The sequence below is a fragment of the Finegoldia sp. BIOML-A1 genome (assembly GCF_009678325.1).
GTDB lineage: Bacteria > Bacillota > Clostridia > Tissierellales > Peptoniphilaceae > Finegoldia > Finegoldia magna.
Window position 1 is genome coordinate 39,018 of sequence record NZ_WKZF01000005.1, and the last position, 14,421, is coordinate 53,438.

The window sequence follows — 14,421 nt, forward strand, 5'->3', positions numbered from 1 at the left end:
AATAGATTTTAGAGAAAAAAATAATCTCTGAAATCGTTAACGAAAATTATTTGAAGAAAATAGGCTAAATATAATCAAATATTATTAGTCAAGTACAAGTTTTAAGAATGTTATATAAATTTCAGAGGGTAATATGATAAAAAACAATGTTAAGAAGAAAAATCTTATTTTATATTTTGTTGCGATAGTTCTCACATGGACAGAGGCTTTGGTGAATCCTGTAATAGTATCATTGATTATAAAATCATTTGAGAATAAAGACACAGTATTTTTGATGAAAGCACTTGTGTTTGGGATTTTGTGTGGAATTATAATGCTTATAGGTGATAGTGGAAAGAGACTTTACTATTCGTATGTAATAGCTGATTTTAGAGAATCTTTTAAGTTAAAAGTGTTCAATCATTTTTTAAAAAGTGAAAATCATATCGATAATGATATTGTCAGCAGTATAGAAAAGGATTCAAGTCAAATTGAAAACAACTACATTGAACCAACGGTAATCATTATATCGTCGATTGGTTTTACAAGTGTTTCCATCATTTATGCACTAACAAGAAATTTTCTTTTGGGAATGCTTTTTATAGTATTCTACAGTATTCCAGCTCTTATGAGTAATTACGGGAGTAATAGATTAGATAATAAATCTGAAGAATTATCAAAAGCTGATGATGCTTTTATGAATAAAATACAAGACATCAAAAATGGAAGAAGCATCATCAAAATTTATAATGTATCCGACTTTTTCATTAATTTGTATCACAAATATTTAAAGCAGGATGTGGATACTTATAAGGGATATGAAATTATACGAACAAAAAACAACATTGTGATTAATTTGGTTGATATAGTATGCTCTATGATTCCTCTTATTCTTGGAGGGTATTTGAGTTTTAATGGTAAAATATCGTCAAGCGTATTCATCAGTGTTTACTTAGTTAGTTATAATATAGGATATCAGTTCCAAGAACTTGCATATTTTAATAATACACGTTCATCATCAAAGTATCTCTTAAAAAAGTACGACTACATTTATCAAGATATTGATAATGTAGAAATAAATCTTAATGATGAAGTTTTTCCAATTACTTTTGATAATTTGAGTTTTTCGTATGATGATAAAGATATTATTAAAGATTTTAATTTTAAGATAGAAAAGGGTGACAAGGTCGCAATTATAGGAGAAAGTGGTTGTGGTAAAAGTACGTTATTGAATTTAATATTTAATAATTTAACAGCATCTAAAGGAAGGATTATGTTTAATAAAAAGGAATTATCAACCGCTGAGATTAGGAGTTTTACCAGCTTTATATCACAAGGTAGTTATGTTTTTAATCTTAATTTAGAAGATAACATTACTTTAGGAGATAATGATATTAATTTAGAAAAATTAAATGGAATAATTGATAAGTTACAGATAAATCATCTTAAATCCAAAGTTTTATCCAATGATAGTTTGTCAGGAGGAGAAAGACAAAGGGTAGAAATTGCAAGAGCAATGTACCACGACAGAAAATTAATTTTAGCAGATGAAATAAAGTCTAATTTGGATAAGAAAAATAGAGAAATAATAGATGATATTATATTCTCTTCAAAAAATACAGTAATAGAAGTAATTCATCAATACGGTGACGAAACTTTAAAAAAATACGATAAAGTTATAGATATGAGGTAAATAACGGGCTTATGACTTCAATATAGTGAAGTTGTAAGCTCTTATTTATTTGTAATCTTTTTGTATGATATAATATAATATTGCTATAAAGAATGAAAGGATAGACTAAATATGGACGATTGTATTGCAGCTATTAGCTCTGCTACTGGTGAAGCGGGAATTGGCATTGTTCGAATGACTGGAGAAGGTTGTGTGGATGTGCTTGATTCTGTGTTCAAAAGGGCTAATGATAATGCTGATTTAATAAATAGAAAAATGACTTATGGCCACATTGTTGACGATAATGAGATCGTCGATGAGGTCTTGGTTTGTTATATGAAGGCTCCTCACACATACACGCGTGAGGATGTCGTGGAGATTTATACTCACGGTGGGGTTGTCGCTGTGAGAAAGGTGTTGGAAGTTCTGTTAAACAACGGTGCAAGGCTTGCTGAGGCAGGTGAGTTCACTAAGAGGGCTTTCTTGAACGGTAGGATTGATTTGTCTCAAGCTGAGGCGATTATCGATATGATTAAGGCGAAGACTGACAAGGCGTATTCTGTGAGTATGAAACAGTTGGAGGGTAGTGTTAACAGAAATATCAAACAGTTGAGAGACAAGCTGTTGGATATGCTATCTCATGTGGAGTATTCTATTAATTTTACTGAAGATATGCAGGACGAATTGGACAACACTCCTGTTTTGAACGAGGGCAAGGAAGTTTTGGATAAGCTTAAAAAGCTTTCTGAGAGTGCAAACAGAGGTAGAATTATCAGAGATGGTATCAATACTACGATAATTGGTAAGCCAAATGTAGGCAAATCTTCTTTGTTGAATGCTTTGTTGAAGGAAAACAGGGCTATTGTGACGGATATTCCAGGAACTACTCGTGATGTCATCGAGGAATACATCGATTTGGACGGGATAAGTCTGAAGATTAACGATACTGCTGGTATTAGAGATACTGAGGATATCGTGGAGAAAATCGGTGTTGAAAAATCTGTGTCTTTTATTTCTGATTCGGATTTGATTATTGCGATTTTTGATTCTTCGAGAGAGTTTGACGATGAAGATAGGAAGATTTTGGATCTTATTAGAGATAAAAAGTCGATTGTTTTGTTAAACAAGATTGATTTGGATGGTGGATTTGATTTCGATGAGAACTTGGAAGGAATCGAGGTTATTCACACTTCAATCAAAAACAACGAGGGTATCGAGGATTTAGAAAACAAGATTATAGAGATGTTTAATGATGGATATATTGAAGCAAATAACGACAATATTATTACAAACATTAGACATAGAGATATTATTAACAAAGCTATTAAATCTTTGGAGAGTTCTCTACACGATATGGAAGCTGGAGTTCCTATTGATTGTTTCGAGGTTGATTTGAGAAATGCTTGGGAAATCTTGGGCGAAATCACTGGAGAAACTGTGGATGACGATGTGTTGAATAAGATTTTTAGCGATTTTTGTATAGGTAAATAAAATGGATAGATTATATTATGAAAATCCCTACGATGTTGTGGTTGTAGGTGCAGGTCACGCCGGTTGTGAGGCTGCGTTGGCTACAGCGAGGTTGGGATTAAAGACTGCGATTATGAGTATTAGTTTGGATTCTGTGGCTGATTTGCCATGTAATCCGAACATTGGTGGCACTGGAAAGGGTCACTTGGTTAAGGAAGTTGACGCATTAGGTGGCGAGATGGGTCTTATCATTGACAAGACTTACATTCAATCGAGAATGTTGAACACTTCCAAAGGTCCTGCGGTTCACTCATTGAGGGTTCAAGCGGACAAGAGAAAATACCACGATGAGATGAAAAGCGTGTTGGAAAACACAGAAAACTTGGATTTGATTGAAGCGGAAGTCGTGGATATTGGAGTTGAAGACAACAAAATAAAATCCGTAACTACTGCACAGGGAGCGATTTTCCCAACAAGAGCTGTGATTCTTGCGACTGGGACATATCTCAAAGGACTTGTGATGATGGGTGAATACACTTATGAATCTGGCCCTCACGGTATGAAATCATCTAAGAAATTGTCAGACTCTTTGAAAAATTTGGGGATTGAACTTAGAAGATTTAAGACTGGAACTCCTGCGAGAGTTCACAAGGACAGTTTGAACTACGAAGTGATGACTGTGCAACCTGGTGATGACGATGTTATTCCTTTTTCGTTTTTGAATGACGGAAAAGATATTTCAAAGAAGCAAGAAAACTGCTATTTGACGTACACTACACTTAAAACAAAACAAATTATTGAGGATAATTTGGAGAGATCTCCGATGTATGCGGGTATTGTGAAAGGTGTGGGTCCACGTTATTGTCCTTCGATTGAAGATAAAATCGTGAGATTTCCAGACCGTGATGAGCATCAAGTATTCGTGGAACCTGAAGGTTTATCAACTAAGGAAATGTATATTCAAGGCGTGTCATCGACTCTTCCAGAAGAAGTGCAAAAGGAAATGTACAAGACAATCATTGGTTTCGAAAACGTGAGATTTATGAGAAGTGCGTACGGAATCGAATATGATTGCATCGATCCTACTATATTAAAGAGGACTTTGGAACATTTGGGAATCAATAATTTGTTCTTTGCAGGACAAATCAATGGATCCAGTGGATACGAGGAAGCCGCCGGTCAAGGAATTATCGCAGGAATTAATGCGGCTATGAATTTGCTTGGCAAGGAGCCATTCGTATTGGACAGATCCGATGCTTACATTGGCGTATTGATAGACGATTTGGTAACCAAAGGAACTAACGAACCTTACAGAATGATGACAAGCAGATGCGAGTACCGTTTGACTTTGAGACAAGACAATGCTGATTTGAGACTTACTGAAAGAGCACACGAGATTGGACTTGCGACAGATGAAAGATACGAAAAAATGCTTCACAAGAAGAAGACGATTGACGAAGAAATCGAAAGATTGAAGTCAATCATGGTGACTCCAACAGAAGAAACCAACGAAAAACTTAGAAAACTTGGGTCATCTGAACTTAAAACAGGCATAACTTTGTTGGATTTAATCAAAAGACCAGAATTAACTTACGATAAAACAGAAGAATTTGACGTTGATAGACCAGAACTGCCTAGATATTTGAGACTACAAGTGGAAACACACATCAAATACGAGGGATACATTGCAAAACAAATGAGCCAAATCAAGCAATTTAAAAAGCTCGAAAACAGAAAACTGGATATGATCGAGGATTACAAGGAAGTTATGGGCCTTTCCAATGAAGCTGTACAAAAACTTAATGACATCAAACCAGAATCGTTGGGTCAAGCGAGCAGAATCAGTGGTGTGAGCCCTTCTGACATCAACGCTTTATTGATTTATATGGAAACGAGGAAGAAATAATGTCACTAAAAGAAACATTGAACGATTACGAAATACAATTGGATGACAATCAAATAGATTTGCTGTTAAAATACATGAATTTGGTGTTGGATAAGAACAAGGTAATGAACTTGACAGCAATCACTGAAGAAGAAATGTTTCACGTGAAACATTTTGTGGATTCCTTGTACGTATTGAATTTGTTCGATTTTGAAGAAAACAAAACTATAATTGACGTGGGAACTGGTGCAGGATTTCCAGCTATTCCAATAAAAATCGCTCGAAATGATTTGAAGTTCACATTGCTCGACAGTTTAAGAAAAAGAGTTGATTTCTTAAAGGATGTTATAGATGAACTACAACTTACAGATATCAAAGCAGTCCACGAAAGAGCAGAGGAATGCACGAGAACTGCTGAATACAGAGAACGATACGATTATTGTATATCACGTGCAGTGTCAAAACTTGACACGTTAGCTGAGTTCTGTTTACCATTTGTAAAAGTCGGAGGATATATGATAGCCATGAAGGGCAAATCCGACGAAACAGACGTAGGAGAGAACGCAATCAAAATCCTCGGCGGGAAAATAGAACAAACTATTGATTACAAAATAGATGACGAAGACAGAAGCTTGGTTGTAATCAAGAAAATTAAAGAAACTCCGAAGAAATACCCACGAGGTGGCGGCAAACCTAAGAAAAACCCACTATAAATAATGGGATTTTGACAACAAAATACTTCACAATAAAAAGCAGAGAGCCGAATTGACTATTAACAGGGACAATATTATAGCAAATGCTAAAAGTAGAAGAACATTTTTGCACGAATATCTAGACTACGAAAATAAATAAATCCAAAGCTCATAAGCCTAAAATCGCAAACTCGCTATCGCTCAAACAGTGCGATTTTTGACGGCTTATTTCACTTGGATTTATGCTTATTTTCTTCGTATGATATTCTTAGCAAAAATGTAGTCTACTTTTTTGTTTCGTTAGATGATATTTTCCGTCAATCGCGGTAATCTTCTTTTTTGTTTGTGTGGATTTTGCTTGAAAAAGTAAGAAATAGAATTGTTCATGGGATTTTGATTGCTACTAGAGAGGGAAGAAAATACTTCACAATAATAACCAGAAAGCCGAATTGACAATTAAGAGGGACAATATTATAGTAATTGCTAAAAGTAGAAGAACATTTTTGCACGAATATCTGACTCCATAAATTGGTGATTTGTTAATCTCAAACCACTAAAATCCAAAACTCGAGCTAAAGCTCTCAAACAGTTGGATTTTTGACGTGGTTCTTCGATGTAAAATCACAACAATTTATTACGTATGATATTCTTAGCGAAAGTGTATTCTACTTTTTTGTTTCGCTAGATTTACGAAGAAAAAGGAAAAAGTAGTCGTATTTATGGAAATTTGATTGCTACTAGAGAGGAAAGAATATTTCACAATAATAAGCAGAAAACCGGATTGGCTCAAATATCTAGCTTACGAAAATAAACAAATTCTAAGCTTGTGAATCTGAAATTGCAAACTCGCTAACGCTCAGACAGTGCAATTTCTTAACGATTCACTTCGCTTGAATTTGAGGTTGTTTTCTCCAGATGATATTTTCCGTCAATCGCGGTAATCTGCTTTTTTGTTTGCTTGAAATTAAAAGGGAAAGGGAAAAATATATTGTTCGAGGGTTTTTCATTGCTACTAGAGAGTGGAAATGTATTCTACTTTTTTGTTTCGCTAGATTAAAGAGAAAAAGAAAAGATAAATTTCTCGTGAGATTTTGATTGCGTTGGGAGAGGGAAGAATGTTTTTCTATTTTTAAACTACAAATGTTTCACGTGAAACATTTTAATGAAAATTTCATTAGTGATATAATTTAATTGTAAATGGAAAGAAAAACGACGCTCTGAGAGGCGTTTTAAGGTAGGTAAAATAAAATATAGGTAAAATTATATGGAGGGAAGATGAAAGTTCAAATAATAGCCGTTGGGACGGAATTATTGCTTGGTGAAACTTTGGACACGAATTCTAACTACCTTTCTATTAAAATGAGGGAGTTGGGGTTTGATGTGTACAAGAGGGTTGTGGTTGGCGATAATTATGATAGATTGTTCAAGGAAATCGAAGAAGGATTGAAACAAAATGATTTGATTGTAACTACAGGTGGTTTGGGACCGACTGAAGATGACATTACAAAAAAATGCTGCTGTGATTGTCTTGGCAAAAAAATGGTTCTGAACGAAAAAAGTTATGAGAAATTGAGAAAGTATTTTAACGAAGACGAGAAGGCAATCCAAGGCAACATAAAACAATGTATGTTTCCAGAAGATGCGATTGTTTTTGAAAACTTCAATGGAACAGCAGATTGTGCAATGATTGAACACAATGGAAAGAGAATATTATTTCTTCCAGGTCCACCAGCTGAGATGAAGCCTATTTATGAACAACAAGTGCAAAAAGTTCTGGAACAATTTGCGACAGACTGCATTATTTCTGAAACTTTGAATATCTCTATTCTTGGAGAATGGGACATTAATGAAAGGGTCAAGGATATCATTGAATCGTCAAATAATCCAACGGTCGCTCCGTATTTTAAAAAGGATAAAAGGATACTTAGAATAACTGCAAAAGCATCTGATAGACAAACTGCTCTTTCTATGATTGATGAAAAGAAAAAAGAACTTCGAGATAGACTTGGCATGTATATTTTTGGAGAAAATGATGAAACAATCGAAGAATCGGTCTACAAGGTGTTGAAAGAATACGATTTGTCGATTATGACATCAGAATCCATTACAGGTGGTATGATTGCATCTAAGCTTGTGAATGTGTCTGGAGTTAGCGATTATTTGAAAAGTTCATTGGTGGTGTATTCTAATGAGGCAAAGATAGATCTGCTTGGCGTTAACGCTGAAACTATTGACACATACGGTGTTGTTAGTGAGAATGTTGCGTTTGAGATGGTTGAGAGGATGTTTGAAAAATTTAATGTTGACTGTGCAATATCTACGACGGGTTACGCTTCAGGAGAAAACGCTGGGCTTGTTTATGTTGGCTTGGGATACAAAAATGTGATAAAAACGCTAAAATTACAGCTTCATGGGGAACGCAATAAAATTAGAAATAGAGTTTCAAATCGTGCTTTGGCAGAGCTGAGACTAATGATTTTAGAAAATGTTTCACGTGAAACATTTTAAAACAAATTAGAACTTTATTTGTGCTATAATAAATATGAAAGGAGCTGTAAATTTGAAAACAATATGTGTATTTAATCAAAAAGGTGGAGTGGGCAAAACTACTACCGTCGTTAATTTGTCAGCAGCTCTTGGTTTGAAAGGAAAAAAAGTACTTGTAGTGGATTTGGATCCGCAAGGTAACACGACTTCAGGCTTTGGAATTAATAAGTTTGAGCTTCAAAAAAGCATTTACGATTTGATGGTTCATGACGATTTTGATGAGGATTTTATCATCAAAACTGAAGAAAAAAACGTGGATATAATCCCAGCAACGTCTGATTTGTCAGGGGTTGAGGTGGAACTTATAAACACTGATGATAAAGAAAAAGTGTTATCTAATATACTTTCTAATGTAAGTGGATATGATTTTTGTTTTATAGATTGCCCTCCTTCATTGGGGACGTTGTCTATAAACGCATTGGTGGCGGCAGATTCTGTCCTTATACCTATCCAATGTGAGTTTTATGCGCTTGAAGGCGTAAGTCAACTTATGAATACTATTAATTTGGTGAGAAGTTCACTTAATGAAAACTTAGAAATAGAAGGTATTGTTATGAGTATGTTTGATGGTAGAAATAATCTTAGTTTGGAAGTGGTGGAAGAGGTCAAGAAATACTTCAAAGATAAGGTGTTTACGACTATGATACCGCGTAATATAAGGTTAGCAGAAGCTCCAAGCTATGGAATGAGTGCGTTATCTTACGACAAAAATTCCAAAGGATCTATTGCTTATACGAGACTAGCGGAGGAATTTTTATAATGGTTAGGAAAAAGGGATTAGGAAGAGGCTTAGACGCTTTAATACCACAAAATATTATAGAAACGACAAGTTCTGACTCGATTGTTAATATCGAATTATCAAAAATAATTAGAAGAGAAGATCAACCAAGAACACATTTTGAAAAAGATAAAATACGTGAGTTAGCAAATTCTATCAAAGAGTACGGAGTAATATCTCCGATTATCGTTCGAAAAAAGGACGAAAAATACGAGATTATCGCCGGAGAAAGAAGGTTTTTGGCAAGCTTAGAGGCTGGTTTATCTGAGATTCCTGCAATTGTTAAGGAAATGGAAGATAGTGAAGTGGCAGAGGTGTCGCTTATCGAAAACATTCAACGTGAGGATTTGAATGCTGTTGAAGAGGCCGTCGCTTACAAAAACTTGATGGAAAACTACAATTTAACTCAAAAAGAATTGGCAGACAAATTGTCCAAATCAAGATCATATATTGCAAATACATTGAGACTTCTTAACTTAGATGAGTTGTCATTGGAACACTTAAAAAAGGGCGACATCACATCATCACAAGCTAGAAGTTTACTTGCAATTGACGATATGAAAAAGAGAAAAGCGTTATTGGACAAGCTATTATCCAAGAAGACAAATGTCAGAGAAATAGAAAAAGTGTCCAAGGAAACAGACCCGTTTTTGTTGGATTTGCAAAACAGGTTTTTGGAGAAATTCTCTACAAAGGTTAGAATTAAGCCAAGAAGAAAAGGCGGAAGTATAGAGATAGAATATCTATCTAATGAAGATTTAGAAAGGATTATGGAGATATTAGAGCTATGATGTTTATGGATCAAACTTTAGAAGAATTTATTAAAAATGTAAACTCAAAGGAACTTCCAGGTGGAGGTTCTATCAGTGCATTGACTGCACTTTTGGGAGTAGGTATTGGAAACATGAGTTTCTATCTAACTGAAGACAAGAAATCTTTCAAAGCATTAGACGATGAAACTCAACAAGAAATCAGAAGTCATGTTGACAGACTTACTGAAATTATTGAAGAATTAAAGGAAAAAATGGTTGAAGATACTAAAAGCTTTGACTCTGTTCTTCAAGCATACAAACTACCTAAGGAAACAGACGAAGAAAAAGCTTACAGAAAGAAAATGATAGCCGATGGATACATCATCGCTACAGAATCTCCAATGTCTTCTGCTAGAATTATGATGGAAGCAATGGAACTTGTAAAACAAATTGCAAAATATATCGATAAATATGCAATAACAGACCTTTTAGCAAGTGCATATTTATTACATTCTAGCATGAAATCAGTAATGTTGAACGCTAAAATCAACATGAAACAACTTGGAGATAGTAAGAAAGTAGCTGATGAAATCACAGCATTAGAAGACAAATCAGAAGTTTTATTGAGAGAAATTGAAGAAGTTTCATACAAAAAAATAGGTGAGGTATAATGACTTATTTTGATAATGCTGCGACGAGTTTTCCAAAACCTGAGATAGTTTATGAAAAACTCGATGAAGCAATGAGAGAATTTGCCGCAAATCCGGGAAGAAGTGGACATAAATTGTCACTTAAAATGGATAGGGCGATTTTTAATTCTAGAATGAACATCACAGAATTTGTCGGCGGAACGAATCCTCTAAATTTGATTTTCACATTGAACTGTACAGATAGCTTGAACATGGCAATCAAAGGGCTTGTTAAAAAAGGCGACCACGTTATCACGACATCTTTGGAACACAACTCAGTTCTTCGACCTCTTCACAAAATGCAAGAAGATGGATTTATCGATTTGACGGTTGTTTATGCGGACGAACGTGGGATTTTGGATGTCAACAAAATCGAAGAAGCAATCACTGACAAGACCAGAGTTTGCGTGACAACTGCTATGAGTAACTTGACAGGAACCATCGTTGATTTCTGCAAGATCGGCGAAATTATGCACGCTCACGATATTTTGTACATTGTGGATGCTGCACAAGCTATGGGATATTTGGATTTTGATATGAAAAATATGCCGATAGATGTGTTGTGTTTTCCTGGACACAAATCGTTGTTTGGACCAATGGGAACGGGAGCTATGTATATAAAAGAAGGAATTGATGTCAAAAGCTTAAAACAAGGCGGAACTGGCTCGCATTCACAAGATTTGGAACAACCTGACGAATATCCTGACAGATTAGAAGCTGGAACTATCAACGGACCTGCGATTTATGCACTTTCTGCAGGAGTTGATTTCATCAAACAAGAAGGTTTGAAAAACATTAGAGATCATGAAAATAGTCTTAAAGACAGATTTATAAATGGTTTGAAAGACGAAAAAGGTATCACATTATACGGAAGTTTGGATGAACACCAAGGACCAGTAGTGCCTGTGAATGTTGAAGGAATAGGCTCTAGCCAATTGGCATACATCCTAGATGACAAATACGATATCGCAACAAGAGCTGGAATTCACTGTGCGCCACTTGCACACAAGACGATTCATACACAAGACATCGGTGCAGTTAGGTTCTCATTTGGCCATTTCAACACTGAAGAAGAAGTGGACAAGGCGATTGAAGCGTTGAAAGAAATCAACAGAGGAGACAAAGATGGGGCTATCTAGTGCTATGAACACAATATTGATAATTCTTATGGTGTTTGTGGTATTAGTTTCCGTGATAAATTTCCGTAAAATCAACATCGTCAACAAAAAAGTCAACAGGGTCAAAAGAAGATACGATGCGCTTTTCAGAGCACAAGATGGTGACATTGAAGATATTTTGAATCAAAATTCTACAGATATCGTGGCAAATCAAAAAAGAATCGAAGAATTGTCCAAAACATTGGAATCTGTGGAAACTTTACAAGCAATATCACTTCAAAAAATCGGACTTGTTAACTATGATGCGTTTGAGTATTTGACTAACAAACTTTCATATTCACTATGTTTGTTGGATGCCAATGACAACGGGCTTATAATCACATCGATTTTCGGAAGAGAACAATCTACAAGCTACATCAAAATCATAACAAACGCTAAATGTAGCGAAAAACTAAGCGAAGAAGAAAATGAAGCTTTGAAGAAAGCTTTAAAATAGAACATTATTATAAAGGAGAAGAAAATGGATATATTTGAATCATTGAAATCAAAAATCTCAGGCAAAAACTTAAAGATAGTATTTCCTGAAGGAGAAGAATTAAGAATTTTAAAAGCAGTAGCGAGATTGAACGAAGAAAAAATCATTACTCCTGTAATTTTAGGTGATGAAGAAAAAATCAAAGAATTAGCAAACCAAGAAAACTTGAACATTGAAGGGGTTAAAATCATCAATCCACTAAATGCTTCTGATTTCGATGAAAAAGTAGACAAATTTGTTGAAAGACGTAAAGGCAAAAACACTGAAGAACAAGCAAGAACTATGCTTAAAGATGTAAACTACTACGGAACAATGATGCTTTATTGTGACGAAGTAGACGGACTTGTATCAGGCGCAGTTCACTCAACTGGAGACACTGTAAAACCAGCACTTCAAATCATCAAAACAAAACCAGGTACAAAACTTGTATCAGGAGCAATGGTTATGATTGGACCAAACGGCGAAAGATACGTATTCTCAGACATCGCCATCAACATCGAATTGTCCGAAGAACAATTAGCAGAAGTTGGGGTTGTAAGTGCTGAAACTGCAAAACTATACGATATCGATCCAAAAGTTGCATTCCTTTCATTCTCTACAAAAGGTTCTGCAAAACACCCATTTGCAGAAAAAGTTGCCAACGCTACTAAACTTGCCCAAGAAATGGCACCAGAACTTCCAATCGATGGAGAATTACAATTTGACGCTAGTATCGTTGAATCTGTAGGAAAACAAAAAGCTCCAGGTTCAAACGTAGCAGGTAATGCAAATGTGTTCGTATTCCCAGATTTACAAGCAGGTAACATCGGATACAAAATTGCTCAAAGATTAGGAAAATTTGAAGCAATAGGACCAATCTTGCAAGGAATGGCAAAACCAGTTAACGATTTGTCTCGTGGTTGCAACGAAGAAGACGTGTACAAGCTAGCTATAATAACAGCTGCTCAAGCATTATAAAGTGAAAAATAATAGACTGTTCACGCTAATAACATATGTCATATTCTTGTTGTTCTCTGGATTTTTAGTAGAAATCGCAGTATCAGGTAAGAATTTCACAAGAATTATGCTAGTAGTTTTCGTAGCATCGTTATTAGTCGTGACTAAAATGATTTACGACAGAAGAGATGAGGACATATCATCTTTGAAGGAATTGAGGTTGTATTTGGTTGCAAGTGCAGTGGTTTCCATAATGGCAATAGTCAAATATTTGAAAGAATTTTCGCTTAGTAGAATATATATGCCATTTGCGTTTGCAATAATAATACATCTAGTTTATACAATAATATACAAAAATAAATCAAAAAGACAAAGATAGGTGAAAGCCTATCTTTGTCTTTAAGGAGATAAAATGGAGTTAATTAATTTCATATATATGTTCTTCTTTTATGCAGTTTTTGGATATATTTGGGAAGTAATATGGGTAAGCGCCGGACAAAAGAAACTCACAAACAGGGGATTCTTGTACGGCCCATTACTTCCGATATATGGGTTTGGAGCAGTGTTCATCACGCTTTTTGTTGATCACGCAATAGCAAGGTTTAACGATTCATACATCGTAATATTTTTCTCGGGACTTATAATTGCAACTGCGTTGGAATTCGTATCGGGATATTTGATTGAAAAAATATTCAAAGTAAGATACTGGGATTACACAGAAAGGTTCATGAATGTAAAGGGGCTAATCTGCCTCAGATCATCACTGTTTTTCGGAGTAATGTCCATATTCATGATGGATTATTCCAACAAATACATACTTGAACTCACTGAAAAAATCAAAAACTCAAACTACAACTTCGTGATTTACATTCTAATCGCTATATTTTCCGTAGATGTTGTAATTTCAGTAAAACAAGCTTATGGATTTAGGTATATAATTCAATACCAAGAAAAAATGGAATCATACTTGAAAGAAATCAAAAAAGATGTCAAGCTCAAAGCATTGGAAGGATCACAAACACTTGAGGCTGATTTGTCGGAAATAAAGACTGCTCTTCGAGACAGAATAGAAAATGTTGAAATCAAGAAATCCTTCATAGAAAACAGCGCCAAAATATTGGAAAACAGAATAGCACGAGAAACCAACCTCGAAGAAAAGCTCAAAGAATTGTTGGATGAAAAAGTTGAAAGCGACGAAAAAGTCGAATTGATTAACAAAAAAATCGATAAAGTTTACAATAAGAGACTTAAAAGATTACAAACTCACCAAAAAAACATCCAAAGAGTTGCAAAGAGAAACGATATAACTTACAAGAAATAAAAACAAGCAGATGTCTTATATGGCATCTGCTTTTGTATTTGAATTAT

Annotated in this window: 13 protein-coding genes; all 13 read left to right on the top strand. The window is 34.9% G+C overall.

Going from position 1 to position 14,421, the window contains the following annotated elements; genetic code table 11:
- Nucleotides 1–133 precede the first annotated feature (133 nt).
- The 13 genes from GKG00_RS05750 (at nucleotide 134) to GKG00_RS05810 (ending at nucleotide 14,374) form a co-directional block, all read left to right on the top strand.
- Nucleotides 134–1,672: an ABC transporter ATP-binding protein gene (locus GKG00_RS05750; RefSeq protein ID WP_154254666.1), complete on the top strand. Its 1,539-nt coding sequence runs from the start codon at nucleotides 134–136 to the stop codon at nucleotides 1,670–1,672.
- A 111-nt stretch (nucleotides 1,673–1,783) separates the two neighbouring features.
- Nucleotides 1,784–3,142 carry a tRNA uridine-5-carboxymethylaminomethyl(34) synthesis GTPase MnmE gene (gene mnmE / locus GKG00_RS05755; RefSeq protein ID WP_154254667.1) on the top strand — a complete coding sequence of 453 codons (1,359 nt, stop codon included), beginning with the start codon at nucleotides 1,784–1,786 and terminating at the stop codon, nucleotides 3,140–3,142.
- 1 nt (nucleotide 3,143) lies between these two features.
- The gene (gene mnmG, locus GKG00_RS05760) at nucleotides 3,144–5,027 is read left to right on the top strand and encodes a tRNA uridine-5-carboxymethylaminomethyl(34) synthesis enzyme MnmG (protein WP_154254669.1); all 1,884 of its coding nucleotides are present in this window, start codon (nucleotides 3,144–3,146) and stop codon (nucleotides 5,025–5,027) included.
- On the top strand, nucleotides 5,027–5,719 hold the full coding sequence (gene rsmG, locus GKG00_RS05765; RefSeq protein ID WP_154254671.1) for a 16S rRNA (guanine(527)-N(7))-methyltransferase RsmG: 693 nt from the start codon (nucleotides 5,027–5,029) through the stop codon (nucleotides 5,717–5,719). The genes mnmG and rsmG overlap by 1 nt, the downstream gene beginning before the upstream one ends.
- Before the next feature lie 1,254 nt (nucleotides 5,720–6,973).
- Nucleotides 6,974–8,206, top strand: coding sequence for a competence/damage-inducible protein A (locus tag GKG00_RS05770; RefSeq protein ID WP_154254673.1), 1,233 nt, complete (start codon nucleotides 6,974–6,976; stop codon nucleotides 8,204–8,206).
- 52 nt (nucleotides 8,207–8,258) lie between these two features.
- The gene (locus GKG00_RS05775; protein WP_094206503.1) at nucleotides 8,259–9,005 is read left to right on the top strand and encodes an AAA family ATPase; all 747 of its coding nucleotides are present in this window, start codon (nucleotides 8,259–8,261) and stop codon (nucleotides 9,003–9,005) included.
- Complete coding sequence (locus GKG00_RS05780; RefSeq protein ID WP_094225266.1) at nucleotides 9,005–9,814, top strand: ParB/RepB/Spo0J family partition protein; 810 nt, start codon at nucleotides 9,005–9,007, stop codon at nucleotides 9,812–9,814. Before GKG00_RS05775 ends, GKG00_RS05780 begins: the two co-directional genes overlap by 1 nt.
- Nucleotides 9,815–9,819: 5 nt before the next feature.
- Nucleotides 9,820–10,446, top strand: coding sequence for a cyclodeaminase/cyclohydrolase family protein (locus GKG00_RS05785; RefSeq protein WP_241673609.1), 627 nt, complete (start codon nucleotides 9,820–9,822; stop codon nucleotides 10,444–10,446).
- Nucleotides 10,446–11,603, top strand: coding sequence for an aminotransferase class V-fold PLP-dependent enzyme (locus GKG00_RS05790; protein WP_154254675.1), 1,158 nt, complete (start codon nucleotides 10,446–10,448; stop codon nucleotides 11,601–11,603). The genes GKG00_RS05785 and GKG00_RS05790 overlap by 1 nt, the downstream gene beginning before the upstream one ends.
- Nucleotides 11,590–12,078, top strand: a complete 489-nt coding sequence (locus tag GKG00_RS05795; RefSeq protein WP_094204537.1) for a DUF4446 family protein — start codon at nucleotides 11,590–11,592, stop codon at nucleotides 12,076–12,078. The genes GKG00_RS05790 and GKG00_RS05795 overlap by 14 nt, the downstream gene beginning before the upstream one ends.
- 24 nt (nucleotides 12,079–12,102) lie before the next feature.
- A complete protein-coding gene (pta, locus tag GKG00_RS05800) occupies nucleotides 12,103–13,074 on the top strand; it encodes a phosphate acetyltransferase (RefSeq protein WP_154254677.1) in 972 nt (323 codons plus the stop codon).
- Nucleotide 13,075: 1 nt separating this feature from the next.
- Nucleotides 13,076–13,432, top strand: a complete 357-nt coding sequence (locus GKG00_RS05805) for a hypothetical protein (protein ID WP_227930600.1) — start codon at nucleotides 13,076–13,078, stop codon at nucleotides 13,430–13,432.
- A gap of 33 nt (nucleotides 13,433–13,465) precedes the next feature.
- A complete protein-coding gene (locus tag GKG00_RS05810) occupies nucleotides 13,466–14,374 on the top strand; it encodes a putative ABC transporter permease (RefSeq protein WP_154254679.1) in 909 nt (302 codons plus the stop codon).
- The last annotated feature ends 47 nt before the right edge of the window (nucleotides 14,375–14,421 follow it).

Excerpts from the sequence above, each read along its gene's own strand:
- GKG00_RS05750 (WP_154254666.1), top strand. The coding sequence starts at position 134 with ATGATAAAAAACAATGTTAAGAAGAAAAATCTTATTTTATATTTTGTT.
- mnmE (WP_154254667.1), top strand. The coding sequence starts at position 1,784 with ATGGACGATTGTATTGCAGCTATTAGCTCTGCTACTGGTGAAGCGGGA.
- mnmG (WP_154254669.1), top strand. The coding sequence starts at position 3,144 with ATGGATAGATTATATTATGAAAATCCCTACGATGTTGTGGTTGTAGGT.
- rsmG (WP_154254671.1), top strand. The coding sequence starts at position 5,027 with ATGTCACTAAAAGAAACATTGAACGATTACGAAATACAATTGGATGAC.
- GKG00_RS05770 (WP_154254673.1), top strand. The coding sequence starts at position 6,974 with ATGAAAGTTCAAATAATAGCCGTTGGGACGGAATTATTGCTTGGTGAA.
- GKG00_RS05780 (WP_094225266.1), top strand. The coding sequence starts at position 9,005 with ATGGTTAGGAAAAAGGGATTAGGAAGAGGCTTAGACGCTTTAATACCA.
- GKG00_RS05785 (WP_241673609.1), top strand. The coding sequence starts at position 9,820 with ATGGATCAAACTTTAGAAGAATTTATTAAAAATGTAAACTCAAAGGAA.
- GKG00_RS05790 (WP_154254675.1), top strand. The coding sequence starts at position 10,446 with ATGACTTATTTTGATAATGCTGCGACGAGTTTTCCAAAACCTGAGATA.
- GKG00_RS05795 (WP_094204537.1), top strand. The coding sequence starts at position 11,590 with ATGGGGCTATCTAGTGCTATGAACACAATATTGATAATTCTTATGGTG.
- pta (WP_154254677.1), top strand. The coding sequence starts at position 12,103 with ATGGATATATTTGAATCATTGAAATCAAAAATCTCAGGCAAAAACTTA.
- GKG00_RS05810 (WP_154254679.1), top strand. The coding sequence starts at position 13,466 with ATGGAGTTAATTAATTTCATATATATGTTCTTCTTTTATGCAGTTTTT.